Raw genomic sequence first — 22,979 nt, forward strand, 5'->3', positions numbered from 1 at the left:
CGCAATCTGAATGCTTTCGCCGACGTCGGCGCATTCGAAATTCGCGCGCGTTTTCGCGCTTCACAGCACGCAGGCGACAAGCGATCCAACGGCGAACCAAGACGACAAAGCGAGACGCTAATGTATTTCAATTATTTGTTTTTCTTCGCAGTCGCTTGCGTCGAGATGCGTTTTGTCAAGGCAGCGCGCAACGCTCGAGCGGCTCCTGAAATACATCGACGCAGCGGATCGCACGCGATCTGCGGCGAATGATTTGGAGCGCAGAACTCGGCGCGTTCGCCAACGGCTGAGTCGCGTTCTCAGATGCATTGTCGCTTGAACGACACAACGAAAAAAAAAATTGTGCGAAGGCCGCCCAACAGCAAAAAAATATCGGCTTCGGCAGTGCGCTAAATGAAAAATCGCGCAAGCCGAAGCCGATTGTGATTCGATTCAGATCGAAAAGGGCGTCGCTCAGATGCCCAATTTCTGTTTCAGCAGATCGTTCACGGCTTGCGGATTCGCCTTGCCGCCGGTCTGTTTCATCACCTGTCCGACGAACCAACCGAGCATGGTTGGCTTCGCCTTCGCCTGTTCGACCTTATCGGGGTTCGCGGCGATGACGGCGTCGATCGCGGCTTCGATGGCGCCCGTGTCGGTCACCTGCTTCATGCCGCGCGTCTCGACGATCTCGCTCGGATCGCCGCCTTCGGTCCAGACGATCTCGAAGAGGTCCTTGGCGATCTTGCCCGAGATGACATTGCTCGAAATCAAATCGACGATGGCGCCGAGCGCCTGCGCCGACACGGGCGAACGCGTGACGTCGAGGCCTTCCTTGTTGAGCCGGCCGAAGAGCTCGTTGATGACCCAATTGGCCGCGAGCTTGGCGTCGCGACCCTTCGCCGTCTCCTCGAAGAAGTCGGCGCTGGCCTTCTCCATCACCAGCACGCCGGCGTCGTAAGGTGGCAAGCCATACTGCTCGATGAAGCGCGCACGCTTGGCGTCCGGCAACTCGGGCAGCTCCGCCTTCAGCGCATCGACAAAAGCCTGGTCGAATTCGAGCGGCAGCAAATCGGGGTCGGGGAAATAGCGATAATCGTGCGCTTCTTCCTTGGAGCGCATGGAGCGCGTCTCGCCCTTGCCGGGATCGAAGAGACGCGTCTCCTGATCGATCTTGCCGCCATCTTCGAGAATGCCGATCTGGCGGCGCGCCTCGACCTCGATCGCCTGACCGATGAAGCGAATGGAGTTGACGTTTTTGATCTCGCAGCGCGTGCCGAGCGGATCGCCGGGACGGCGCACCGACACATTGACGTCGGCGCGCAGCGACCCCTGCTCCATATTGCCGTCGCAAGAGCCGATGTAACGCAGCAGCGCGCGCAGCTTGGTCACATAGGCGCGCGCTTCTTCGGCCGAACGCAGGTCCGGCTTCGACACGATCTCCATCAAGGCGACGCCGCTGCGGTTGAGATCGACGTGGCTTTCGCTGGGCGAGAGATCATGCAGCGACTTGCCGGCGTCCTGCTCGAGGTGCAGGCGCTCGATGCCGACGGTGATGCGCTCGGTCGGCGACACGTCGACAATGACCTGTCCCTCGCCGACGATCGGATGCTTGAACTGCGAGATCTGATAGCCCTGCGGGAGATCAGGATAGAAGTAATTCTTGCGGTCGAAGACGGAGCGATGATTGATCTGCGCCTCGAGGCCGAGCCCGGTGCGGACCGCCTGCTTGACGCATTCCTCGTTGATGACGGGCAGCATGCCCGGCATGGCCGCGTCGACCAGGGAGACGTGGTCGTTGGGCGCGCCGCCATATTCCGCAGAGGCGCCCGAGAAGAGCTTGGCATTGCTCGTCACCTGCGCATGGATTTCCATGCCGATGATCACTTCCCAGTCGCCGGTCGCGCCTTTAATGAGCTTCGAAGGAGCCGCCTGTGTCGCCATATTTTCCTCACTAGACCTTTGGCCTTTCATATAGACCACGGCGCGCGCGAGCGGAACGGGCGAGAAGGCGCACATGGGAGACTGGCGCATGGCGAAGGACAACGAGCAGCCTGCGAACCGCAAAAACGGCCTGATCGCCCGCTTTCGCGACGCGCCGCCTCATATTGCCGTGCCGGTCGGCGCAGGCCTCATCATCGGCGGCACATTGCTGTCGCCGCTGCCATTCTTTGGCCTCTGGATGGCGCCGGTGGGGCTGGCGATCTTGGCCCCGCATTGGCGCGCGGCGGACAGGCTGTCACGGCGGCTCCTGAGATGGTCGATCAAGAATGGCTTCGTGCGGATCAAGCGGACGCCGCGCCAAGGGAAGGACATGCCGATGATCACTTCCCAGTCGCCGGTCGCGCCTTTAATGAGCTTCGAAGGAGCCGCCTGTGTCGCCATATTTTCCTCACTAGACCTTTGGCCTTTCATATAGACCACGGCGCGCGCGAGCGGAACGGGCGAGAAGGCGCACATGGGAGACTGGCGCATGGCGAAGGACAACGAGCAGCCTGCGAACCGCAAAAACGGCCTGATCGCCCGCTTTCGCGACGCGCCGCCTCATATTGCCGTGCCGGTCGGCGCAGGCCTCATCATCGGCGGCACATTGCTGTCGCCGCTGCCATTCTTTGGCCTCTGGATGGCGCCGGTGGGGCTGGCGATCTTGGCCCCGCATTGGCGCGCGGCGGACAGGCTGTCACGGCGGCTCCTGAGATGGTCGATCAAGAATGGCTTCGTGCGGATCAAGCGGACGCCGCGCCAAGGGAAGGAGGAGCCGCCTGCGACGGAGGGCTAGAGCGCATTCCGCAAAAGTTGACAGACTTTTGGAAAAGAATGCGCTCCGCTTTTTGAATCTGCCGAGCTTTCTCATCGCTCGCATGATTCCGTTCGAGCGATGAGAAAGCGCGCTAGAGACGCGCAATCAGGCGGTGAAGGGATCGACCAAAGCGACGTCGAGGCCGTCGAAATCGCTGGTATTGCGAGTCGCGAGCGTCATTGTGTGAGCGGAGGCGATTGCGGCTATCATAATATCGACCACTGCAAATGAGCGCCCGCGCCTTTGCCGATCAGCGCGAAACACGCCATATCTATGGGCCGAGGGTAGATCAAAAACGAGGATCCGACCTCGGAATATCTCCTGTTCGAGGCGATCGAAGCTTTCTTCGAAGGCCTTTTTTCTCCTTCCTGCCGCCAATAAAGCCGCGCCGTAACGCAGCTCGGCCAAAACGGGGGTGCAAAGGAAGAAATGTTCAAGGGGGCGGGAGTCCAGCCACGCCTCGACGCGCGCGTTCGGCGTGGGCCTGATGAACTCCGAGACAATATTGGTGTCGAGCAGGATCATTCGACAAACGGTGGCGGCCGCTCCGTTGGGTCGCGGAGAGACACAAAATCGTCGCCGCGATATTTGACGGGAAACAACCCAGCCAAGAGTGCGCCGAGCCGCTGCCGGGGCTCCGCTTCTGAAGATTCTGCCTCCGCCAGAGCGCTCTCCAAAAGCCGTTCAGCCTCGTCGGCGAGAGTGCGCCTGTGGGCGCGCGCTCTTTCTTCGAGCTTTCGTCTCAGATCGTCTGAGACGTCATGCAGAAGGATGTCCGACATGGAGCGCGCCTCCGGTTATCCGAAATGAAGATAACGAGCAGGCGACCTCTCTGCAACGCCGGGCGTCAGTCGCAGGGGCTCACTCCCCCTTCGGCGCCCGATCCCCCATCAGCCGCTCCTCATAGGAAATCGACCACTCGATGATCGCCGTCCATAGATTCATGGCGACCTCGACCGAGAGCCCCTCGCGCCGTGCGGCGCCGAGCACGCGCGCCAGCACTTCGTCCACACGGTCCGGCACGCGCGCCGGAACGCCGAGCGCCGGCTTTACTTTCGCGGCGCGCTCGATCTGGCGCTGGCGCTTGGCGAGCAGCGCGACGAGCTCATCGTCGAGCGCGTCGATGACGCGGCGCACGTCGGACATTTCGTCCCGCATCGCGTCGATGTTTGGCTCCGCGGCGGCCTTGTTCATTAGCGCCACCACGGTTCGGGGAAGTCGAATTTCGGCGCCGCCTGCTCGAGCGCATGCGCGAGCGAGAACAGCGTCTCCTCGTCGAACGGGCGGCCGATGAGCTGCAGGCCAAGCGGCAGGCCGTTGGCCGCGAGCCCGCCCGGCACGGCGATGCCCGGCAGTCCCGCCATGTTCACCGTGACCGTGAAGACGTCGTTGAGATACATTTCGACCGGGTCGGTCGAGCCCTGCTCGCCTTGCGCAAAGGCGGTAGATGGCGTCGCCGGCGTCAGAACGGCGTCCACTCCCGCCGCGAAAGCCTGGTCGAAATCGCGCTTGATGAGGCTGCGCACCTTCTGCGCGCGCACATAATAAGCGTCGTAATAGCCCGCCGACAGCACATAGGTGCCGATCATGATGCGCCTGCGCACCTCGGCGCCGAAACCCTTGGCGCGCGTCTTCTCGTACATGTCGATGATGTCGCGGCCCTGCTCGCGCAGCCCGTAGCGCACGCCGTCGTAGCGCGCGAGGTTCGACGAGGCTTCCGCCGGCGCGATGATGTAATAGGTCGGGAGCGCATATTTCGTGTGCGGCAGCGAGATTTCGACAATCTCGGCGCCCGCGTCCTTCAGCCATTGGACGCCCTGGTCCCAAAAGGCGGCGATCTCGGCCGAGATGCCGTCGAGGCGATATTCCTTCGGCACGCCGATGCGGCGGCCCTTCACCGAGGCGCCGATCGCAGCTTCGTAATCCGGCACAGGCGCGTCGACGCTCGTCGTGTCTTTCGGATCGTGCCCCGCCATGGAGCGCAGCATGATCGCCGCATCGCGAACCGTGCGCGTGATCGGCCCCGCCTGATCGAGCGACGACGCGAAGGCGACGATGCCCCAGCGCGAGCAACGGCCATAGGTCGGCTTGATGCCGACGGTGCCGGTGAACGCGGCCGGCTGGCGGATCGAGCCGCCCGTGTCGGTCGCCGTGGCGCCCAGGCACAAACGCGCCGCGACAGCCGCGGAAGAGCCGCCCGAAGAACCGCCGGGAACGATCTTGGCGTCGGGATCGCCCTTGCGTTTCCACGGCGATATCACCGGACCGAAAGCGCTCGTCTCATTGGACGAGCCCATGGCGAATTCGTCGAGATTGAGCTTGCCCAGCGTCACGGCGCCGTCGCGCAGCAGATTGGCCGAGACCGTCGACTCATAAGTCGGCGTGAAATCGTCGAGGATGCGGCTCGCCGCCGTCGTGCGCACGCCCTTCGAGCAGTAGAGATCTTTTATGCCGAGGGGCACGCCCTCCAGCGGGCCTGCTTGGCCGCCGGCAAGCCGCGCGTCGCTCGCCTGCGCCTGCTTCATCGCGAGATCGGGCGTCTCGGTGATGAAGCAGTTGAGAAGCCGCGCGCTCTCCATGGCGGAAAGATGCGCCTTGGTCAGTTCGACGGCCGAGATTTTCTTCGACTTCAGCGCATCGCGCGCGTCGGCGAGAGTGAGATGGATGAGATCGGACATCGAGTCTCTTTATATATAAGGAGCGGGACGTTTCGGCCGGGGCGACGATCTTACTCGATCACCTTGGGCACGACGAAGTAGTGATCTTCCTTGGCCGGCGCATTGACGAGCACGTCGTCCGCGATGCCGCCGTCCGTGACCACGTCGACGCGCTTTTTCATTTGCATCGGCAGAACCGACGCAATCGGCTCGACGCCTTCGACATCCACTTCGCTCAGCGTCTCGACGAAATGGAGAATGGCGTTGATCTCGCCGCGCAGGCGCTCGACCTCGTTCTCGTCGACGGCGATGCGCGAAAGATGGGCGATGCGGCGAACCACCGCGGAATCGACAGACATTTGAGAGCTCCGCCGGGATGAACCTGTTACGGCGCTATAGCGCTTGGGGCGCAGGGGCGCAATGCGGGTGGATAAAGAGAGGAGCGGGAGTTTATCCTGAGCCGGCGGCATGGTAGCGCGGAGAGCATGAGCAATAAGATCGCGACGATCGAAGAGCTGGGAGGCGCCCTGCCCCCAAAAGGCCGGCTGATGGGCCTCGATCTCGGGACCAAAACCATCGGCCTTGCGCTCTCCGACGTCGAGCGCCGCCTCGCCTCGCCGCTCGACACCATCCGGCGGGTGAAATTTTCGACCGACGCGGACGCGCTCCTGAAACGCGCCGCCGATTTCGACGTCCAGGCGCTGATCTTCGGCCTGCCCCTCAATATGGACGGCACGGAGGGTCCGCGCGCCCAGGCGACCCGCGCTTTCATGAGAAATCTGCGTAAGCTGACGTCCCTGCCCTTTGCCTTCTGGGACGAGCGCCTCTCCACCGCCGCCGTCACCCGCGAGCTTATCGCCCAGGACGCCTCCCGGGCCAAGAGAGCCGAGGTCGTCGATCGCATGGCGGCGGCCTATATTCTGCAAGGGGCGCTCGACCGGCTGTCGCGCCTCGACTGAATGTTTACGCTCGCGGCGCTATTGCAGGCGAAAGGTCGAGCGCTAGAGTTTATTCAAGACGCGACCCCGATTGTATGTATGCAACTCTTCCGCGAAAACTGAAACTTGACATCCATAGGCTGCGCTTTAAGAAAAAGACACGTCAAGGTCGAGTTTTAATTACCTTCGCAGAGGCGCTGCGTCGGCGGGAGGCAAACTGAATGGCTCGTTCTACTGCGCCTATCCCGCCCGCATCCCATGCAGGGAAAAAGGCGGGCGAAGCCGAAACGCCCGAGCGGCGCGCCGAGGAAGACGCGGCCGCATTGGCGAGCTATATCGCCGACATGGCCTCCGAGCTTTCGCAATTGGCCGGACGATCCGAAATGCCGATGGTCGCCTATTTCCTGAACCTCGCCCGCGTCGAAGCCGAGACGCATTCGCGCGAGATTGGCGAGCGCGAGCGCGCGGTCGAGCCAGAAGAGTAGCTCCTACTTTCGGTTGTCGACGAGCGCGACGCAATTCGCGCCATGCCGCTCCAGGCGGCCTTCGAGATCGAGTTCGACCAGCGCGCCCTGCACGTCGCGCGCCGATAGGCCGGCGGTCCGAATGAGGTCGTCGATCGCCACTGGCGCCGGTCCGAGAAGCGACATGACGCGCTCCCGTGGGTCGGTGAGCGCAGTATAATTCGCCTCCGGCAGATGCTCGCTTGTGTCAACAGTCGGCTGGAAATCCGGTTGGTTGGCCGCCAGCTCGTCGAACGCAATTTGCTCCTGCTCGAACAAGGCCTCGAATTCTTCGAAGAACGGCCCCTGATCGGCTCCGCCGGCCATGTCGAAAAGCGACCCTGCCGATCCGCCGCCGCCCGCCGCCAAAGCGTCTATAACGTCTTCCGGCCGGGCGCACAGTGTCGCACCCTGGCGCAGCAGATCATTCGTTCCCTCCGCGCGCGGATCGAGCGGCGAGCCGGGAACCGCGAAGATTTCCCGGCCCTGCTCATTAGCGAAACGCGCCGTGATCAGCGACCCCGAGCGCCGCGCCGCCTCGACCACGACCGTCGCGCGGCTCAGCCCGGAAATAATGCGGTTGCGGCGTGGAAAATCCCGGCCGCGCGGCTCCCATTCGATCGGCATTTCCGAAACAAGGAGTCCGCGCTCGGCGATCTGGGCGACGAGCTTTTCATGTTCGGACGGATAAGGGCGGGCCTGCCCGCCCGCGAGCACGGCGATCGTGGCGGTCTCGAGGCTCGCGCGATGCGCCGCCGCGTCGATCCCCCGCGCGAGGCCGGAGACGATCACATAGCCCTCCCGTCCCAGGCCACGGGCCAGCCTCTCTGCAAAGGCGAGGCCGGCCGTCGACGCATTGCGCGAACCAACCAGCGCTACCCCGTCGCGCTGCGTGGTCTCGGCGGCGCCGCGGATGGAAAGGACCGGCGGCGCGTCCGGGATTTCGCGCAAAAGCGGCGGATAGTCGGGGTCGCAGATCGGGATGAAACGCACGCCCATTCTTGCCGCGGCGTCCATCTCGCGCAGGATGTCGTCGCGTGGCGCAATGCGGATCACGCGCCCACGCAGCGACTTGGCGGCGAGCGCCGGCAAGGCCTCCAACGCCGCGCCGGCGCCGCCGAAGCGGTTGACCAGCGCCAGGAAGGTGCGCGGCCCGATATTGTCGCTGCGGATGAGGCGCAGCCAGTCGACGAGCTGCTCGTCGCTGAGCCGCGCCCCGCTCATGCTTTTTGGCCGATGCGGCTTTCCGTGCCGGCGCGCAGGCGGGCGATGTTCTCCGCGTGTTTGCGCCAGAGCAAAGCCGCCATGGCGCCGACGACGAGGGCTTCGCCGCCATGGCCGAGGAACAGCAAGAGCAGCGGCGCCGCGGCGCTGGCGACAAGCGCCGAAAGCGACGAATAGCGGGTGATCGCCGCGACCGAGAGCCATATGGCGCAAAAGGCGAGCCCCACCGGCCAATGCAGGCCGAAAAGGCACCCGAGGAATGTCGCGACGCCCTTGCCGCCTTTGAACTGCAGCCAGACCGGCGCGATATGTCCGACAAAGGCCGCGAAGCCCGCGATTATGGCGCCTTCGGGCGAGAGATGGGCGCCGATGAGCACGGCGGCCGTTCCTTTGATCGCATCGAGAACGAGCGTCGCCGCCGCGAGGTCTTTGCGGCCGGTGCGCAGGACATTGGTCGCGCCGATATTGCCCGACCCAATGCCGCGAATGTCGGTGGTGCCAGCGAGGCGCGTGAGCAGCAAGCCGAAGGGGATGGAGCCGAGGAGGTAACCGAGAATGAGCGCAAACGCGTCGGGCAGGAAGGACATCGGAAACGCTGAAACCTGTTCTCGAGAAGCGCGGGCGGAGGCGCCGCAGATGCTAACGGAGCCGCGCCCGGGCCGCAACCTGAGGAAGCCCCTAGAAGGCGCTTTCCCAATCCCGCCCGGCGTAGAAAAGACGCAGGATTGTGACGTTTTCGGCGTCGATGGAAAAAGCGATTGTCAGCCGTCGCTCGAACCCGACAGTTCTCAATCCAGGCCTCACATCGTCTCTCCGCTGACCTCGTTCCGATGCTGTCTCAAATCCCAGCACATAAGCTTCGAGGCGACCGATATAAGAATTCGCGGTTTCGGCTCCGGCGGCAAAACGGATGTAATCATAAAGCCTTTGCAAGTCGTCCCGCGCCTGGGGCGAAAAGACGACCTTGCGACGCTTCACGAGGAGGCCCGGCGCCGGGCCCGCAAGCCCGCGAAAACCTCCTCTGCGGGGATAGCAGTCTGAGGCTGGGACTTCATTTGGTCGTAAACCGAAGCTACGTCTCGGGTTAGCCACTCTTCGAGCCGGGCGTCGCGCTCTGCCAAAGCCTCTAGCGCGTCGCAAACCACGTCGCTCGCCGACGCATAAGCCCCGGAGGCGACTTTTGCGTCAATGAAACGCGCCTCTTCCAAGCTTAGATCGATTGTCCGCGTTTGTGGCCGTTTGGACATTTTGCCAGCTCCGGTTTCCGCCAAAGAGGATAGTTCTCGCGCGCGAAAAAATCGACTCGCGTGTCTCGTCATCATCCCGCTCCCGTTTTGCCGCCGGAAGCGTTAAAGGGAGGGGTCGAAGCCCGGACCGAACACATGACCGATTCAGAGCGCAGACCCCGCCCGCGCGCCTTCCGCCTCAATGGCGACGAGACCGTGACCTCCAAGCCCGCGCCGCAGGTAGAGGAGGAGGCCGATATTTTCGCGCAAGCCGCCGAGCTTGCCGATGTCGCGCAGGGCGGCGAGGAGGCGGTCGAGGCCGCCCGCGCCAAGGGCTTCCTCGATCGCTATGTGTTCTCCTCGGGCGGCGTTTTCCTGTCGGCTCTCACCGGTCTGATCACGCTGGCGCTCAGCGTCTGGATCTGGAACTTCGTCGAAGATCTTTTCGCCCGTTCGCCCATTCTCGGGACCATCGGCCTTGCGCTGGCGTCGGCCGCCGCCCTGACGGCGCTTCTCTTCGTCGCGCGTGAAATCCGCGCCATCCTGCTGCAAAACCACGTCGCCAAACTGCACGCCGACCTCGCCGCCGCGCGCACCGCCGACGACGTCGCCGCCGCGCGCACGCGCGTGCTGGACCTTTGCAAGCTTTACGAGAGCCGCGCCGAGCTCGCCCGCCCGCGCGCCCTCGTCGCCGATTACGTGAAGCAGATCATCGATGGCAAAGACCTCGTCGATCTCGCCGAACGCAGTCTCGTTGCGCCGCTCGACGAAATTGCGCGTCGTGAGATCGCCGCCGCCGCCAAGCGTGTTTCTGTCGTGACGGCCATCAGTCCGCGCGCCATCCTCGATGTTATTTTCGTCGCCGGCCAGGCCATTATGCTGATGCGACGCATCGCCGAAATCTATGGCGGCCGCCCCGGGCTTCTCGGTTTCTTCAAGCTCGCGCGCTCCGTTGGCGCGCATCTTGCCATTACCGGCACGGTCGCCGTCGGCGATACGCTGTTGCAGCAGGTGTTGGGCTATGGCGTCGCCGCGCGTCTTTCCGCAAAGCTCGGCGAAGGCGTGCTCAACGGTCTGCTCACGGCGCGCGTCGGCCTCTCGGCCATGGCGGTGTGCCGCCCTACTCCCTTCGTCACCGAGAAACAGCCCGGCGTCAAGGACGTCGCGCCTTTCCTGTTCAGTGGCGACAAGACCAAGGCTCAATAAATTGAAGATTACAACGTGGAACATTAATTCGGTGCGGCTGCGCATGCCGCTCGTTGCGCAACTCTTGAAGGACAAGGCGCCCGACGTTCTCTGCCTGCAGGAAACAAAATGCCGGGACGCGGAATTCCCCATGAAGGATTTCACGGCGCTCGGCTATAGGCACGCCGCCATCAATGGACAGAAGGGCTATCACGGCGTCGCCGTCGTTTCGAAAAAGCCGCTGCGGCTCATCGAAAAGCGCGACTTCTGCGGGAAGGGCGACGCGCGTCATATCGCCGTCGAGGTCGAGGGCGCGGGCGGGCCGATCACGCTGCATAATTTCTATGTGCCTGCGGGGGGCGACGAGCCCGACGTCGAGATCAATCCGAAATTCGCGCATAAGCTCGGATTTCTCGACGAGATGAAAGAATGGGGCGAAAACGGCGCCGCGAAGGGCCGCGTCGTGCTCGTCGGCGATCTCAATATCGCGCCGCTGGAGCATGACGTCTGGAGCCACAAGGCGCTGCTGAAAGTCGTCAGCCACACGCCGATCGAAGTCGAGAAGCTCACCAATGTCGTCTGCGCTGGCAATTGGGTCGACGCCATGCGCCATTTCGTGCCGGCGGAAGAAAAACTTTACACATGGTGGAGCTATCGTGCGGCGGATTGGGCGGCCTCCAACCGCGGCAGGCGCCTCGACCATATTCTGGTGAGCGAGGCGCTCGGCGGCGCACTCGGCAAGCTCGAAGTGCTCACCGAGGCGCGCGGCTGGGAGCGTCCGTCCGATCATGTGCCGGTGACGATAGAGTTGTCGGAGTAACGGCGCAGCGACGGGAGGCCAGATGATTGCGCGCGAGTTGATGACGCGGCATTTTCCTTTTGTCACGGCGGATGCCGACCTCGATTACGTCGCGAAGCTTCTTTCGGAATGCGAGGTCGGCGTTGTGCCCGTCGTCGACGAGCAGTTGGCGCCGATCGGGATCGTTACGCGCAGCAATCTCGAAAAGGCGCGCCCTCTCCCCGACGCCGGTCTCGGGCCCATTCCGGCGTTCTTGCTGCAAAACCGGCGTAACGCGCCCTTCCGCTCGAATGGCCGGGCGCTGCGCGAGGTGATGACGGCGCCCGCGATCTCCGTCCCCAGCGGCGCCAAGCTTTCCGACATCGCGAAAGTGATGCAGGAACATCATCTCAAACGCGCGCCGGTGGTCGACGGCCACAAAATCATCGGCGTGCTCTTGCGCCGCGAAGTGCTGCACGCGCTCTCTGAGCGCAAACACCCGCAACAGGACGTTCTCAGCCAGCCCAAATCCATCCTTTCAGAAACGCGACGCGAGCCCGAAGCCTGCGACATCGCAACGGCCGAGGAGTTTCGCGATCTCGTCGCCGCGCATGAGCGCCAGCTCGATAAGGAGCGCGAGGACCGCCACCGCGCCATGTTGGAATTGCGCGAGCAGCGCATCAAGGACCTTGCCGCCCAGCGCCTCACCGAAGGGCAATGGCGCGAGATGGTTTCTCAGGCCCGCCGCGCCGCCGCCTCCGGCCTGACGGAGCATATGCTCATCCGATTTCCGGCCCAGCTCTGCCTCGATGGCGGGCGCGCGATCAACGCGCCCGACTCGCACTGGCCGGAAACGCTGCGCGGCGAGCCGGCGGATGTCTTCAAGCGCTGGCGCAACGAGCTGCAGCCGCGCGGCTTCAAAATTGCCGCGCAGATCGTCGATTTTCCCGAGGGCCTGCCCGGCGATGCCGCGCTGTTTCTGATGTGGGGCAAGCGGACTTAGAGCGCATTCCGCAAAAGTTGATAGACTGTCGAGATCCGCTTGTTGGGCCGGTGTCATTCCCGACGCTCGCTTGAGCGAGCGATCGGGAATCCAGCGCCAAACCAGCGCTTTTGTGGCTCTGGATTCCCGGTCGGGCTTTCAGCCCGCCGGGAATGACATTCCCCAATGCGAGCGGTTCAAACGTCAAAACGCAAAAAATGGCCAGTCGGGCGCAAGACCCAGCATGATCTGCCCAACCGGCTGCAATTTCGCGGCGTTGATGAAGCCGTGCTGCGCGATGACGTGGACATCCCGAAAATGCTGCGCGAAACGGAACTCCTCGCGTATGCCGGAGGCGCCGATAATCTCATGCACAATGTCCACCGCCGCTACGGCTTCGAGCATGGCGTGGGTGATGGCGAGCTGCAGTTTTCCCTTTAACTTCGTATCGATTGGCCGACCGGCGACCGCTTCATCATAGGCCTCTTCAAAAGCCTGATAGAAGAAGGCGCGACCGGCGCCGAGTCGCGCTTCGGCGCGCGCCAGTTGGGACTGCACGACGCCGTTGTCCTCCAGCTTCTTCGCGCCGAAGGCAGGGGTCTTTTTCGTGATGAGCGCGATCGCCTCGTCGATGGCCGCCCGGGCGATGCCGAGCGCTGGCGGCGTCAGCGCGGCGATCGCCGGCCAGACTGTCAGGCGATAGAGCGGCCCTTCATAGGCGCTGCCCGGTTTGCGCAGCGGCTCCCAAGGAACGGCCCAATTGGCGGGGACGAATGCGTCATGCACGTCGACATCATGACTGCCGGTCCCCCGCATGCCGAAGACGTTCCAGTTGTCAACGATCGTCGCATCTTTCGCCGAGCAGGCGACCAAAAGCGTTTCCGGCGCGCCGTCGGCGTTGCGGCGCAGATCGCCATCCTCAACGATGTTGGCATAGCCCAGATAAGCGGTCGCCTGATGCGCGCCGCTGACGAAAGGCGTGCTGCCCGAAAGAAGATAGCCGCCCGCCACGTGAACCGCCCGACGCGCCGGCTGCTGACCGCCGACGACGATGGCGTCGCCTCCAAAGATTTCGCGAGCGGCGTCGTCGGGGAACCATGGCCCGAAAAGGTCATGGGCGATCGAAACCTGCAAATTCCAACCTGCGGCGCTGTCGATGCGGCCGAGTTCCTCGATGACGCGGAAACCCGTCATCGGATCGACTTCCAGCCCGCCGAGCGCCTTGGGCCGCCAGAGTCGGTAAAGGCCCGCCTCGCGCATCGCCGCGGCCGCTTGCGGCGACAATCGGCGATCACGCTCGGCCGCCGCAGCATTTTCGCGAATGATGGGCTCGATCCGCCGAACAGCGTCTAAAAGAGAATCCGTCCCTGGCATATGCCTCCCCGCCGACGATTTTGTCGTTGTTATCGCGGCAGGATAGCGACGCTGGCGAGGCGCCGTGAGGCGGCCAATGGCCGCATACAGCGAGGCAGGTTAGCGCTGTCGCGACTCGGCCTCGGCCCTCAAGGCGGCAAGCGAGGGATAGCGCTGCGCGCCTTCGGGACCGCGCACCTCGACCGAACCGTCGGACATCATGACATAGGTCGAGTCGCCCGCCGTATAGCGGTCGACCTCCGTCGGCTCTTCGGCCGGCGGTCTCAAGAGGGACGAGAAGTCCGGCCGCGGCGGCTCGGCGGTGACGCCGTTCGCCTTGGGAGGCTCGGGCTTCGCCGGAGCGGGGCTCGCCCACATCTCCGCCTGAACCGCCTCTACAGGAGCCGCATCCTCAACTGGCGCATCCTCAACTGGCTTGGGCGCGGCCGGTTGCGCGGCGGCGTCCGTCACCGCGCCGAGGCGGGCGAGATGGGCGACGACCCGACCGAGCGCCGTGGTCACCACGCCGCCCGACAAGGCGACCGCGCCGGCGATAAACAGGCTCCAGCCGCGCTCCACCATGATCATGTCCCAGCCGGCCGACATTCCATAGGCCCCGCCGCCCGCGAGCAGCAGGCCAGCGGCTGTCACGCCCCATCCGGAAAGATTGCGCTTCATGCGGCTCCCATCGTCGTCGCCGCCCTTCTAGCACATACCGAGAGGCCGCGCGCAAGTCGCCGGGAAGGCGCGCGCGAATCTATACTTTCTATACTTATGAAAGCCGTTCGTGCCCAGAGCCAGAGGGAAGACGGTTTTTCTACTAATATGGTCATTAACGCATTACAGTTCAATATGTTGATCGTCCGGACAGGAAGCGCGCTTCATTGTCGACCTTGTAAATTATTGTATTTCATATAGTTACATGTATTGACAAGCATGCGTCCTGATGACGCATGGTAAAAGCAGCGCCCAGCACAAAGCTCTTGTATTGGCCGTGAGAGCGGCGGGCGACGGCGCAGGCGCTGTCGAACCAAGCGGCCGGTTCTCAACCTGATTAGGAGACGGACATGAGGGGGTTATCGAAGCGCCGGATTTGGGCCGCCGCTTTGGCTCTTATCGGAGCTTTGGGCTTTGCATCGACAGGCGCGCTAGCGCATGGCGGCGTGAAGCTCGAACAGGATGAATGCGTGTTCAAGATCGGCCCCAGCAACATGCATTTCATCGCCTATCAGCGCACGGGCGAGGAAGAGGAGTTTTGCGAGGCGGTCGCCAAGACCGGTCCAACCGTGATCGCGCTCGAAGCCGTCTCGGACGAGCTGCGCGACATGGCGATGGGCGTGCGCATCGTCAAAACCGAAGGCAATGCGACGGAAGCGAGCAATGCAGCGGCGACGACCGTCTTCAAGCTCGAGCCGAAAATCTATCGCAACGGCATCATGACCTTCGAACATAATTTCAAGGATGCCGGCCACTATGTCGCAATCGTCACAGTGCGCGACGATCTCGGCAATGAGTTCGTGTCGCAATTCCCCTTCTCGGTGGGGCTCTATACGTTCTGGGGATTGATCGAATACATCCTTTACGGCGTCGGCTTCGTGTCGCTCGTCGCCGTCATGGTGGTGGCCCTGCGAGCAAAGTCCAAGAAATACAAGGAGGAAGCGGCCAGCCAGCCCGCCTGATCCCGTTCCCCGCGCAATCGCTGACGGCCCGGCCCCCGCCGGGCCGTTTTTGCGTGTCACGCGCCTTCTATACGGAATCCTTATTGCTTGTTGCCGCACGGCGGCGCCGGGTCTAGTTAACCGCGGGGCCCTCGAGCCCTATTCCTGTTCAGGAGAGCATTGATGTCCTTCACGCTTGAAGATCTCCCCTACGCTTACGACGCCCTGCAGCCTTATTTGTCGCGTGAGTCGTTCGAGTATCATCACGACAAGCACCATGCGACCTATGTCACCAACCTCAATAATTTGATCAAGGGCACAGAGTTCGAGGGCAAGTCGCTCGAGGAAGTGGTTGTCGCTTCCTTCGGCAAGAACACGCCGATCTTCAACAACGCCGCCCAGCACTACAACCACCACCACTACTGGAAGTGGATGAAGCCCAATGGCGGCGGCGCGATTCCGGGCAAGATCGAGAAGCTGATTGTCGATTCCTTCGGCTCGGTCGACAAGTTCAAGGAAGACTTCCAGAAGGAAGGCCTGGCGCAGTTCGGCTCGGGCTGGGTGTGGCTGGAGCTCAAGGACGGCAAGGCTGCGATCCGCAAGACCCCGAACGCCGAGAGCCCGCTGGTGCACGGCGCGCAGCCGCTGCTCGTCGCCGACGTGTGGGAACATTCCTACTACATCGACTACCGCAACCGCCGCGCCGACTATCTCAAGACCTTCCTCGAGCATCTCGTGAACTGGGAGCATGCCGAGGAAATGCTCGACGCCGCCAAGTAAGGCGCGGTTGACCTCTTGCGCGCGGCGGAAGACCTGCCGCGCGCCTAATTCTTTACCAGTATCAGTAGCAGACCGTGCGGCGCACGCGGCCGGTCCAGACGGTGCGGCAGACGCGCGCCGGAGCGCGATGCACGACGGCCGCTCCGCGATAGCCGACGCAACCGGCATGATAGCGCCCCACCGCGCAGGCCGCGGCGCTCGCCTCTTGCGGCATGACAGCCAGAGTCGCAGCGAAAGTCATGGCGCCAAGTCCAGCGATAAGCAGTTTTTTCATAGGCTCTTCTCCTGAGATGCAAATGGCGCCGTCACGCCTCGACGAGCGACTTCAAATTGGCGAGGCCCTGCTCGAACTGTCCCCCGACCATCTTGTCCATGTTCGTGAAGACATGCATGGCCTTGCCAATGAATTCATTGTGGCCGGACATCGCCCAAGTGACCTCGGTCTTCGCCTCGCCGATCGGCTTGAGATCGAATTGCACCTCATTGGTCGCGGACATCGGCCGGGTGAATTCCAGCTTGAGCCGAATGCGCTCGTTCTGGCTGCTTTCCTTTATCGTCATTTTCCCCGCGCCGACCTTTTTATTGCCAGACCAGCTCATGCTGGCGCCGGGCCCGAGCGGCGAGCCGTCGAATGTGTTGGTTGCGGCGGGATCGAGCCTGGCCCAGGGCGACCAGGCCTCCCAGGCGTGCAGATCATTGATGCGCTGATAAATCGCCTCCGGCGGCGCATTCACGACCGCGGAGCGGACGATTTTGAACGTATTCGGTCGCAAGGAAATATAAGCGATGAGCCCGCTCACAAGAGCGAGCGCAACGAGGAAAAGAAGGGTCATCTTGGCGCTCCCCTGAGGCGCAGGCTCACAGGCCCGCGCTTTTCTTCATATTAGAGCGCTACGAACGAAAGCGTAAAGTTAGGGTGGCTTGCGAACGCAAGCCGGCGAGACTGTCTTTCAACCAATCGAAAATAAAACCGCGTGGTCATTCCCGACGCCCGCGCAAGCGGGCGATCGGGAATCCAGAGCAATGTCACGGCTTTCGGGCAGTATTCCCGATCGGGCCTTCGGCCCGTCGGGAACGACATCCGCGACCTTACTTCAGGCTCGCGCAGAAGGACTGGATCTTCTCGCAGGCCGTCTCCAGCGTCAGGGCCGACGCCGCGTAGGAAATGCGGAAATTCGGCCCCGTGCCGAATGCCGAGCCATGCACCACGGCGACGCCTTCGGCTTCCAGCAGCTCGGTGACGAAATCCTCGTCGGTCTCGATCACCTTGCCCGCCGGCGTCTTGCGGCCGATCGCCTCGGCGCAGGACGGGAAGACATAGAAGGCTCCTTCCGGCGTCGGGCACTTCAGATATTTCGCCTGATTGAGCATGGAGACAACGAGATCGCGCCGCTCCTGGAACGCCTTGCGGAAGGTCGCGAGATGCTCCTGCGGCCCGTCGAGCGCCTCGACCGCCGCCCATTGCGCGATCGAGCACGCGCCCGAGGTCTGCTGGCCTTGCAGAAGATCCATCGCCTTGATGAGCTTGCTCGGTCCAGCGGCGTAGCCGATGCGCCAGCCGGTCATGGCGTAGGCCTTGGAGACGCCGTTCATCGTCAGCGTGCGCTCGATCAGATTGGGCTCGACCTGCGCCGGGGTGACGAATTTGAAGTCGCCATAGACGAGATGCTCGTAGATGTCGTCGGTGAGCACATGCACCTGCGGGTGGCGCAAGAGCACGTCGGTCACCTTCTTCATCTCGTCATAGCTGTAAGCGGCGCCCGACGGGTTCGACGGCGAGTTCAGCACCAGCCACTTGGTCTTGTGCGTGATGGCGGCTTCCAGCGCCTCCGGCTGCAGCTTGAAGCCGTCCTCCATCTTGGTGTCGACGAAGACGCTCTTGCCGCCGCAGATCGCGACCATCTCCGGATAGCTCACCCAATAGGGCGCGGTGATGATCACCTCGTCGCCGGGGTTGATGGTCGCCAGAAAGGCGTTGAACAGAATGTGCTTGCCGCCGGTCGCGACGATCGTGTCCGAGGCCTTGTAGTCGAGCCCGTTCTCGCGCTTGAACTTGCGGGCCACGGCCTCGCGCAACTGCGGAATGCCGAGCACCGGCGTATAGCGGGTCTCGCCGCGGTCGATCGCCGCCTTGCCGGCGTTGCGGATGTGCTCGGGCGTGTCGAAATCCGGCTCGCCGACCGAAAGGCTGATCACCTCCCTGCCCTGCGCTTTCAAATCGCGCGCCTTCTGCGTCACGGCGATCGTGGCGGAGGGCTTAACGCGCGAGAGAGCGTGGGCGAGAAAGGTCATTTCCGTCTGTCCTGTAGGGGGAGTGTGCATCGCACCATAATTAGCGGGGCCGCGGCGGGCAATGAAAATCCGCGATCGTCGCTCACCCTGGGCGATTCCGTCGCATTAACCGGCGCCCGCTATGGTCTCGCCGGTCGGCGGGGAGTGGCGAATGCTGGGGACAATCAGAAGCGGGGACTGGCTGACTGCAGAGCGGCTGCGCGTCTACCCGCTTATCTTCCTCGCCCTTTTCCTGGTCGCTATTGTCGGAGCCATCGCGACCTCCCAAGACCGCATTGGGCCGAACAATCTCCCGCTCGGTTCTGATTTCAGCCAGGTTTGGGTCGCGGGCCAGGAAGTTCTCGCGGGCCATCCCGAGGCGCCGTTCGACATAACGCGCCACGCCGAGGCGCAGCGCAAAGAATTCGGCCCCGAGACGGGGATCTTCGGCTGGCATTATCCGCCCTATTTCCTGGCGCTCGCCGCGTTTTTCGCGACTTTGCCCTATCTGCCGGCGCTCGCGCTCTGGCAGGCCGGAACGCTCGCGCTCTATCTCCTTCCCATTGTCGGGATACTTGGCAAATCCGGCGTCGCCCGGCGCAACGCGTTGATTGCGGCCCTCGCCTTTCCCGCCGTTATCGTCAATCTCGGACATGGCCAGAACGGCTTCCTCACCGCGGCGTTACTCGGCGGCGGCTTCCTGCTCCTCGACCGGCGCCCGCTTGTCGCCGGCGCGCTTTTCGCCCTTCTCGCCTATAAGCCGCAATTCGCCCTCGCCCTTCCGCTTGCGCTCCTCATTGGCCGCCACTGGCGCGCGCTCGCCAGCGCCGCTGCGACTTTCGCCGCCATGAGCGCGATGAGCCTGGCGGCTTTCGGCGCAACAAGCTGGCGCGCCTTTTTCGAAAGCCTCGGCTTCACCCGCAAGGTTGTCGAGGAAGGCGGCCCCGGCTTCGAGAAAATCCAGAGCGTCTTCGCCGCTGTTCGGTTGCTCGGCGGCGACATTTCGACCGCCTATTTCTGGCAGGGATCGGCGAGCTTCTGCGCGCTCGCCTGCCTCATATGGGTTCTCCGCTCACACGCCGACGAGAGGGTCAAAGGCGCCGCCACGATAGAAACAATGCTGCTCACCACGCCCTACCTACTGGACTACGACCTGATGGCGCTCGCCCCGGCGATGGCTCTACTGGTCTCGCGAGGGATCGACGAAGGCTTCCACCCCTATGAAAAAACGGCGCTCGCGCTCGCTTATGTCGCCCCGCTCGTCGCGCGGCCGGCCGCCATGGCGCTCGGGCTTCCGATCGGCGTCGCGGTTCTCGTGCTGCTCTTTGCCGTGACGGCCCGGACCGGCCCCGAAACGGAGGCGCAGAACCTGGAACCGAACCCGAATCATGAGTGATTTCCGCCTCATCAACCCGGTTCGGACCCCGATTTAAAAAAATTGTGAAATTGTCCACAGCCCCATGCAACTTTTCGGGCTTGTGCTCGTTTCTATCCGGAGGGCGCAAGCAGGATGACTTTGCGCCGTCGCCGCCGCGGCGCAGAGGGAGAGCCCAGGCGGAAGGGGAATGCGAGGGCGATCACCCAGGGGAAGTAACAATCATGTCGCTCGTTGATAAATTCGACGATCAGATTGAACCAGCGTTCACGCGTCACTTCGATCGCGAGTCGGCTCGCCGACAGTTCCGCATCTCCATCCTGCTCGTCGCAGCGATGGCCACGGCCGCTTTCGTGCTGGGCTTCGCGCTGCCGCTGAACACAACTCACGGCCACGCGCCGATCGCCGACAATCCCGGATTCTCCGGCCGTCTCGTCAGCGTCGATCGCTGAGCGTTCAAGACTGTCGACGTAAAACGCGCGCCGCCGGGCGCGCGTTGTTTGTTTTAGGGCGTTCCGCCGCTGCGGCGGAGAAAGGGCGTTTGTTCGCCCTCCCCGGCAGCACGCTGTCAGTGCGATTTATCCGACTTATCCATGTCGTGATGATGCTCGTGCCCGTGATGGTCGTGGCCAGCATCCTTTGGCCCGGACGTGTCCTTATTGTGCGCCTTTTCCCAGCGCTCCATGGCCTCGGCGTCATGCGCATGCTGGGCGTCGGGCGCGTCGATGGCGGCGTCGATCACGACCTCGCCCGCCTTCTCGAAGACCAGCGTCATTTCGAGGCCCCAGCCGACCTCCAAATGCTTCTTGGCGCCGAGCAGCGCCACGTAAACGCCGCCCGGCGCGAGCGTCGTCTTCGACTTGGGCGGGAGAACCACGGGCGTCTCAAGCTCGAGATGCTTGGGGTCGCCGTGGATAACCGCCTTCTCGAACTTCTCAACCTTCACGCCGACGAGCTTGTCGGGCGTGTCGCCGCTATTGTGAATGAAAGCGTAGAAAGTCGCGTTCTTCTCGCCGTCGGCCGGGGCGCGCAGCCACGGGTGCTCGACCTTGAGCTTGCCGACGTCATATTCATGCGCTTTGGCCGAACGGGCCGGGGCAAAGACTCCAAGAAAGGCGCCGGCGAGCAAAGAGCCGCCTGTCGCCAAAAGATCACGCCGCTTGATGATCATGTCTCTCTCCCTTTCAACGGCCGGCTCGATTGCCGGCTCGAAAGCTCGCCTGCGCCTCAATGCGAGTGCAGGTTGATCTCGATCAGCGGCTCATTGGCCATCATCGCGGCCTGCGCGGCGAATTGCGTCGTGTTTCCGTCGCCCTCGCCGAACTGCTTGAATCGCGCGCGCACATAGCCCGAGCGATCGATGAGGAAATGCGCCTGCGAAATTTCGTTCGTATAAGGTACGTTCGGATAGCGGTTGATGATCGAATAGGCTTTCTCCGCCGCCGCCGGGTGAAGCGCCTCGCGACCCTTCGCCGCCGCCGGGCAATCGCCGCTATAGACGGTGACGTGATTCACGCCCGCCGATTTCGCCGCGCCTGCCGCAGTCAACAGACTTGCCTCCAGCTCCTTTTCGCCGTCGGCGCCCGCCGTGCAGCGCGCGAAGGACAAAAGCGTCGGCTTACCCCGTAGCTTGAAGAGGCTCGTCACCTCCTCCTGCGGATCGATCAGCGCGAAATCCGGCGCGATCAGCCATTGGACCATGGCCTGCGGCCCGATGAAGCGCGACTGGTTCGTGCTGGAAAGCATCAACAGATAGTTGATCATATCCCAACGATCATCGACGTCGAGCACATGGGCGAAGCTCGGCATGACGCCGCTCTGCCCGCCAAACGTCAGCCAGTGGAAAATATCGCCGATCGTATGCGTGCCGACATGCGGCGCGGTGAGATCCGCCGGCTGGATCGGCAGGCCATCCTTGTTCTTCAGATCCTTCGCCATGGGGCCGTTGCCCTCGCCAATCGGACCGTGGCAGCCGACGCAGTTCTCCTGAAAGGTCGACATGGCGCGCGCAACCGATTCGGCGGTGAAATCCTGCGTGGGATCGTTGTAGGTGTCGATATAGGCCTCGGTGGAGAAGGACACCGCCAGGCAGAACAGAGCGGCGATCGTCGCCGCCGGCGTGGCGTAGAGCCGCTTCTCGCGGGTCGCCGGCGTCCACCAGATGAGCGCGGCGGCAATCGCAAAAACGCCCGAGCCGATGGCCCACCACCAGATCGCAGACGGAAAGACCGGCTTCTGCCCCCATGTCGCGATGTAAGACAGACGGAACGGCAGCGGCCAATAAAGATCGGTTTCGTGCGAGGCCGGCGTGATGACGGCGATATAGCCGGCGATCGCCAGCAGGCCCACGCCGAAAACCGCCTCGAGGCTCCCGATCTTGCCGACCCAGGCGACGTCGAATTCGTCAATGGGGCGCGCGCGCATATAGCGCACGATGGCGAGCGCGCAGAGCAGCACGGCGGCGAGCAGAGTGAGCTTCAGCGTCAATAGGCGGCCGTAGGGGGTGGCGAGCATGTTCGGCACGCTGCCGACATTCTCATAGGCCATGGCGACGCCGGTGACGGCGACGAGCGCAATCGCAACCTTTGCGATCCTCGACCAGCGTTCCGCGAGTTTGGCGGCAAGGTGAGGCGGCTTCTGATGCGCCGTGAACATCCACCAGATCAGGCCGAAGAGCCCGCCGAGCCAGGTGAGTCCCGCCGCCGTGTGCAGGAGGAAGCTGAACTGCGTCCAGAGCGGCAAGCCGTCGTCGATGGCGTGGCCCGTGACCGAAACGACGGCGAGCACGCCGACGCCGGTCCAAAGCGTCGCGCGGTCGAGGAGATCGGACGCGCGGAACAAGCGCGCGATCGTCATTCCCGCAAAAACAAAGGCGAGAAGCTGCGTGCCGACCCAGGCCTTGCCGACGCTGGTCCCGAAGGCGAACTCCTGCAGAACGGCGGCGTCGATCGGCCGCTCGGCCGGGATAATCGCACGGGCGGTCAGATAGAGAAGCGCAAAACCCAGCAGCGCGCGAAAAACCGCCGCCGCGGCGACCCAGGGCTTGAAGCGTCCGCCATCCTCATCGATGAGCCGCGGCAGAAGCAGCAGACCGACCGCGAGCGCCGATGGGACGCTCTCGAGAAAGCGTATGAATGCCAGAGAAAGATACATCGACGGGTCTCGCCCCTTGGCTCTTCCGCGTTTCGTTCAGGGACGCCGCTTGTGCGGCCGGTCGTAGGGCCGCCGGCGCTGGTCAGCCGACGGCGCGCCCGACATTGAGCGCCTCGA

General features: G+C 63.3%; 27 protein-coding genes. 11 read left to right on the plus strand and 16 right to left on the minus strand.

Features of this window, described 5'->3' with window-relative positions:
* Nucleotides 1-453: 453 nt before the first annotated feature.
* A complete protein-coding gene (gene gatB, locus QNA11_RS05785; protein WP_283482285.1) occupies nt 454-1,923 on the minus strand; it encodes an Asp-tRNA(Asn)/Glu-tRNA(Gln) amidotransferase subunit GatB in 1,470 nt (489 codons plus the stop codon).
* 88 nt (nt 1,924-2,011) lie between these two features.
* Between gatB and QNA11_RS05790 the strand changes: the two genes are divergently transcribed.
* Nucleotides 2,012-2,398 (plus strand): hypothetical protein, encoded by a 387-nt coding sequence (locus tag QNA11_RS05790; RefSeq protein WP_283482286.1) that lies wholly within the window; start codon nt 2,012-2,014, stop codon nt 2,396-2,398.
* A 54-nt stretch (nt 2,399-2,452) separates the two neighbouring features.
* Entirely contained in the window at nt 2,453-2,758 is a 306-nt protein-coding gene (locus QNA11_RS05795; protein WP_202071568.1) for a hypothetical protein, read from the plus strand.
* 126 nt (nt 2,759-2,884) lie between these two features.
* Here QNA11_RS05795 and QNA11_RS05800 read toward each other — a convergent pair whose 3' ends face one another.
* The 4 genes from QNA11_RS05800 to gatC form a co-directional block, all read right to left on the minus strand.
* Nucleotides 2,885-3,304: a type II toxin-antitoxin system VapC family toxin gene (locus tag QNA11_RS05800; protein WP_283482287.1), complete on the minus strand. Its 420-nt coding sequence runs from the start codon at nt 3,302-3,304 to the stop codon at nt 2,885-2,887.
* Nucleotides 3,305-3,640: 336 nt separating this feature from the next.
* Nucleotides 3,641-3,973, minus strand: a complete 333-nt coding sequence (locus QNA11_RS05805; RefSeq protein ID WP_202071566.1) for a chorismate mutase — start codon at nt 3,971-3,973, stop codon at nt 3,641-3,643.
* Nucleotides 3,973-5,457: an Asp-tRNA(Asn)/Glu-tRNA(Gln) amidotransferase subunit GatA gene (gene gatA, locus QNA11_RS05810; RefSeq protein WP_283482288.1), complete on the minus strand. Its 1,485-nt coding sequence runs from the start codon at nt 5,455-5,457 to the stop codon at nt 3,973-3,975. Before gatA ends, QNA11_RS05805 begins: the two co-directional genes overlap by 1 nt.
* A gap of 50 nt (nt 5,458-5,507) precedes the next feature.
* Nucleotides 5,508-5,795 carry an Asp-tRNA(Asn)/Glu-tRNA(Gln) amidotransferase subunit GatC gene (gene gatC / locus QNA11_RS05815; protein WP_202071564.1) on the minus strand — a complete coding sequence of 96 codons (288 nt, stop codon included), beginning with the start codon at nt 5,793-5,795 and terminating at the stop codon, nt 5,508-5,510.
* A 126-nt stretch (nt 5,796-5,921) separates the two neighbouring features.
* Between gatC and ruvX the strand changes: the two genes are divergently transcribed.
* On the plus strand, nt 5,922-6,395 hold the full coding sequence (gene ruvX / locus QNA11_RS05820) for a Holliday junction resolvase RuvX (RefSeq protein WP_202071563.1): 474 nt from the start codon (nt 5,922-5,924) through the stop codon (nt 6,393-6,395).
* A 200-nt stretch (nt 6,396-6,595) separates the two neighbouring features.
* Nucleotides 6,596-6,859, plus strand: coding sequence for a hypothetical protein (locus QNA11_RS05825; protein WP_210340578.1), 264 nt, complete (start codon nt 6,596-6,598; stop codon nt 6,857-6,859).
* 3 nt (nt 6,860-6,862) lie between these two features.
* Here the strand turns inward: QNA11_RS05825 and dprA are convergent, their stop codons facing one another.
* The 4 genes from dprA to QNA11_RS05845 all read right to left on the minus strand — a co-directional run bounded on the left by dprA (nt 6,863) and on the right by QNA11_RS05845 (nt 9,423).
* Entirely contained in the window at nt 6,863-8,101 is a 1,239-nt protein-coding gene (gene dprA, locus QNA11_RS05830) for a DNA-processing protein DprA (RefSeq protein ID WP_283482289.1), read from the minus strand.
* Nucleotides 8,098-8,688 carry a glycerol-3-phosphate 1-O-acyltransferase PlsY gene (gene plsY / locus QNA11_RS05835; protein ID WP_202071561.1) on the minus strand — a complete coding sequence of 197 codons (591 nt, stop codon included), beginning with the start codon at nt 8,686-8,688 and terminating at the stop codon, nt 8,098-8,100. The genes dprA and plsY overlap by 4 nt, the downstream gene beginning before the upstream one ends.
* A 91-nt stretch (nt 8,689-8,779) precedes the next feature.
* A complete protein-coding gene (locus QNA11_RS05840) occupies nt 8,780-9,193 on the minus strand; it encodes a type II toxin-antitoxin system RelE/ParE family toxin (protein WP_349362181.1) in 414 nt (137 codons plus the stop codon).
* Nucleotides 9,076-9,423: a ribbon-helix-helix domain-containing protein gene (locus QNA11_RS05845; protein ID WP_349362182.1), complete on the minus strand. Its 348-nt coding sequence runs from the start codon at nt 9,421-9,423 to the stop codon at nt 9,076-9,078. The genes QNA11_RS05840 and QNA11_RS05845 overlap by 118 nt, the downstream gene beginning before the upstream one ends.
* 60 nt (nt 9,424-9,483) lie before the next feature.
* Here QNA11_RS05845 and QNA11_RS05850 point away from each other — a divergent pair, with 60 nt between their 5' ends.
* From QNA11_RS05850 to QNA11_RS05860, 3 genes are read left to right on the plus strand one after another with little or no spacing between them, the layout of a single operon-like run.
* Nucleotides 9,484-10,533: a YcjF family protein gene (locus tag QNA11_RS05850; protein WP_283482292.1), complete on the plus strand. Its 1,050-nt coding sequence runs from the start codon at nt 9,484-9,486 to the stop codon at nt 10,531-10,533.
* 1 nt (nt 10,534) lies between these two features.
* Complete coding sequence (xth, locus tag QNA11_RS05855; RefSeq protein WP_283482293.1) at nt 10,535-11,332, plus strand: exodeoxyribonuclease III; 798 nt, start codon at nt 10,535-10,537, stop codon at nt 11,330-11,332.
* 22 nt (nt 11,333-11,354) lie between these two features.
* Nucleotides 11,355-12,293, plus strand: coding sequence for a CBS domain-containing protein (locus tag QNA11_RS05860; protein ID WP_283482294.1), 939 nt, complete (start codon nt 11,355-11,357; stop codon nt 12,291-12,293).
* Nucleotides 12,294-12,476: 183 nt separating this feature from the next.
* Here the strand turns inward: QNA11_RS05860 and QNA11_RS05865 are convergent, their stop codons facing one another.
* Together QNA11_RS05865 and QNA11_RS05870 are read right to left on the minus strand one after the other, a co-directional pair.
* On the minus strand, nt 12,477-13,646 hold the full coding sequence (locus tag QNA11_RS05865; protein WP_283482295.1) for an acyl-CoA dehydrogenase family protein: 1,170 nt from the start codon (nt 13,644-13,646) through the stop codon (nt 12,477-12,479).
* 99 nt (nt 13,647-13,745) lie between these two features.
* Nucleotides 13,746-14,303 carry a hypothetical protein gene (locus QNA11_RS05870; protein ID WP_283482296.1) on the minus strand — a complete coding sequence of 186 codons (558 nt, stop codon included), beginning with the start codon at nt 14,301-14,303 and terminating at the stop codon, nt 13,746-13,748.
* Between the two features lie 389 nt (nt 14,304-14,692).
* On the opposite strand from QNA11_RS05870, the gene QNA11_RS05875 reads away from it, so the two are divergent.
* Both QNA11_RS05875 and QNA11_RS05880 read left to right on the plus strand, forming a co-directional pair.
* Entirely contained in the window at nt 14,693-15,304 is a 612-nt protein-coding gene (locus QNA11_RS05875) for a hypothetical protein (protein WP_283482297.1), read from the plus strand.
* 162 nt (nt 15,305-15,466) lie between these two features.
* A complete protein-coding gene (locus QNA11_RS05880) occupies nt 15,467-16,063 on the plus strand; it encodes a superoxide dismutase (RefSeq protein ID WP_202071554.1) in 597 nt (198 codons plus the stop codon).
* 61 nt (nt 16,064-16,124) lie between these two features.
* Here QNA11_RS05880 and QNA11_RS05885 read toward each other — a convergent pair whose 3' ends face one another.
* The 3 genes from QNA11_RS05885 to QNA11_RS05895 all read right to left on the minus strand — a co-directional run bounded on the left by QNA11_RS05885 (nt 16,125) and on the right by QNA11_RS05895 (nt 18,355).
* Nucleotides 16,125-16,337, minus strand: coding sequence for a hypothetical protein (locus tag QNA11_RS05885; protein ID WP_202071553.1), 213 nt, complete (start codon nt 16,335-16,337; stop codon nt 16,125-16,127).
* A 31-nt stretch (nt 16,338-16,368) separates the two neighbouring features.
* Nucleotides 16,369-16,896: an SRPBCC family protein gene (locus QNA11_RS05890; RefSeq protein WP_281927393.1), complete on the minus strand. Its 528-nt coding sequence runs from the start codon at nt 16,894-16,896 to the stop codon at nt 16,369-16,371.
* Nucleotides 16,897-17,152: 256 nt separating this feature from the next.
* On the minus strand, nt 17,153-18,355 hold the full coding sequence (locus QNA11_RS05895) for a pyridoxal phosphate-dependent aminotransferase (protein ID WP_202071551.1): 1,203 nt from the start codon (nt 18,353-18,355) through the stop codon (nt 17,153-17,155).
* A 151-nt stretch (nt 18,356-18,506) separates the two neighbouring features.
* On the opposite strand from QNA11_RS05895, the gene QNA11_RS05900 reads away from it, so the two are divergent.
* Together QNA11_RS05900 and QNA11_RS05905 are read left to right on the plus strand one after the other, a co-directional pair.
* Nucleotides 18,507-19,730: a glycosyltransferase family 87 protein gene (locus tag QNA11_RS05900; RefSeq protein WP_283482298.1), complete on the plus strand. Its 1,224-nt coding sequence runs from the start codon at nt 18,507-18,509 to the stop codon at nt 19,728-19,730.
* Between the two features lie 203 nt (nt 19,731-19,933).
* Entirely contained in the window at nt 19,934-20,161 is a 228-nt protein-coding gene (locus tag QNA11_RS05905) for a hypothetical protein (RefSeq protein ID WP_202071549.1), read from the plus strand.
* Nucleotides 20,162-20,277: 116 nt separating this feature from the next.
* Here QNA11_RS05905 and QNA11_RS05910 read toward each other — a convergent pair whose 3' ends face one another.
* Nucleotides 20,278-20,880 (minus strand): copper chaperone PCu(A)C, encoded by a 603-nt coding sequence (locus QNA11_RS05910; protein ID WP_202071548.1) that lies wholly within the window; start codon nt 20,878-20,880, stop codon nt 20,278-20,280.
* A gap of 56 nt (nt 20,881-20,936) precedes the next feature.
* Nucleotides 20,937-22,862 (minus strand): CopD family protein, encoded by a 1,926-nt coding sequence (locus tag QNA11_RS05915; protein ID WP_283482299.1) that lies wholly within the window; start codon nt 22,860-22,862, stop codon nt 20,937-20,939.
* Nucleotides 22,863-22,979: the final 117 nt, after the last annotated feature.

This window comes from Methylocystis sp. JR02 (assembly GCF_030063565.1).
In the GTDB taxonomy this organism is placed as follows: domain Bacteria; phylum Pseudomonadota; class Alphaproteobacteria; order Rhizobiales; family Beijerinckiaceae; genus Methylocystis; species Methylocystis iwaonis.

Bases quoted from the DNA above. Each gene is read 5' to 3' on its own strand.
- gatB (WP_283482285.1), bottom strand. From the start codon at position 1,923: ATGGCGACACAGGCGGCTCCTTCGAAGCTCATTAAAGGCGCGACCGGC.
- QNA11_RS05790 (WP_283482286.1), top strand. From the start codon at position 2,012: ATGGCGAAGGACAACGAGCAGCCTGCGAACCGCAAAAACGGCCTGATC.
- QNA11_RS05795 (WP_202071568.1), top strand. From the start codon at position 2,453: ATGGCGAAGGACAACGAGCAGCCTGCGAACCGCAAAAACGGCCTGATC.
- QNA11_RS05800 (WP_283482287.1), bottom strand. From the start codon at position 3,304: ATGATCCTGCTCGACACCAATATTGTCTCGGAGTTCATCAGGCCCACG.
- QNA11_RS05805 (WP_202071566.1), bottom strand. From the start codon at position 3,973: ATGAACAAGGCCGCCGCGGAGCCAAACATCGACGCGATGCGGGACGAA.
- gatA (WP_283482288.1), bottom strand. From the start codon at position 5,457: ATGTCCGATCTCATCCATCTCACTCTCGCCGACGCGCGCGATGCGCTG.
- gatC (WP_202071564.1), bottom strand. From the start codon at position 5,795: ATGTCTGTCGATTCCGCGGTGGTTCGCCGCATCGCCCATCTTTCGCGC.
- ruvX (WP_202071563.1), top strand. From the start codon at position 5,922: ATGAGCAATAAGATCGCGACGATCGAAGAGCTGGGAGGCGCCCTGCCC.
- QNA11_RS05825 (WP_210340578.1), top strand. From the start codon at position 6,596: ATGGCTCGTTCTACTGCGCCTATCCCGCCCGCATCCCATGCAGGGAAA.
- dprA (WP_283482289.1), bottom strand. From the start codon at position 8,101: ATGAGCGGGGCGCGGCTCAGCGACGAGCAGCTCGTCGACTGGCTGCGC.
- plsY (WP_202071561.1), bottom strand. From the start codon at position 8,688: ATGTCCTTCCTGCCCGACGCGTTTGCGCTCATTCTCGGTTACCTCCTC.
- QNA11_RS05845 (WP_349362182.1), bottom strand. From the start codon at position 9,423: ATGATGACGAGACACGCGAGTCGATTTTTTCGCGCGCGAGAACTATCC.
- QNA11_RS05850 (WP_283482292.1), top strand. From the start codon at position 9,484: ATGACCGATTCAGAGCGCAGACCCCGCCCGCGCGCCTTCCGCCTCAAT.
- QNA11_RS05860 (WP_283482294.1), top strand. From the start codon at position 11,355: ATGATTGCGCGCGAGTTGATGACGCGGCATTTTCCTTTTGTCACGGCG.
- QNA11_RS05865 (WP_283482295.1), bottom strand. From the start codon at position 13,646: ATGCCAGGGACGGATTCTCTTTTAGACGCTGTTCGGCGGATCGAGCCC.
- QNA11_RS05870 (WP_283482296.1), bottom strand. From the start codon at position 14,303: ATGAAGCGCAATCTTTCCGGATGGGGCGTGACAGCCGCTGGCCTGCTG.
- QNA11_RS05875 (WP_283482297.1), top strand. From the start codon at position 14,693: ATGAGGGGGTTATCGAAGCGCCGGATTTGGGCCGCCGCTTTGGCTCTT.
- QNA11_RS05880 (WP_202071554.1), top strand. From the start codon at position 15,467: ATGTCCTTCACGCTTGAAGATCTCCCCTACGCTTACGACGCCCTGCAG.
- QNA11_RS05885 (WP_202071553.1), bottom strand. From the start codon at position 16,337: ATGAAAAAACTGCTTATCGCTGGACTTGGCGCCATGACTTTCGCTGCG.
- QNA11_RS05890 (WP_281927393.1), bottom strand. From the start codon at position 16,896: ATGACCCTTCTTTTCCTCGTTGCGCTCGCTCTTGTGAGCGGGCTCATC.
- QNA11_RS05895 (WP_202071551.1), bottom strand. From the start codon at position 18,355: ATGACCTTTCTCGCCCACGCTCTCTCGCGCGTTAAGCCCTCCGCCACG.
- QNA11_RS05900 (WP_283482298.1), top strand. From the start codon at position 18,507: ATGCTGGGGACAATCAGAAGCGGGGACTGGCTGACTGCAGAGCGGCTG.
- QNA11_RS05905 (WP_202071549.1), top strand. From the start codon at position 19,934: ATGTCGCTCGTTGATAAATTCGACGATCAGATTGAACCAGCGTTCACG.
- QNA11_RS05910 (WP_202071548.1), bottom strand. From the start codon at position 20,880: ATGATCATCAAGCGGCGTGATCTTTTGGCGACAGGCGGCTCTTTGCTC.
- QNA11_RS05915 (WP_283482299.1), bottom strand. From the start codon at position 22,862: ATGTATCTTTCTCTGGCATTCATACGCTTTCTCGAGAGCGTCCCATCG.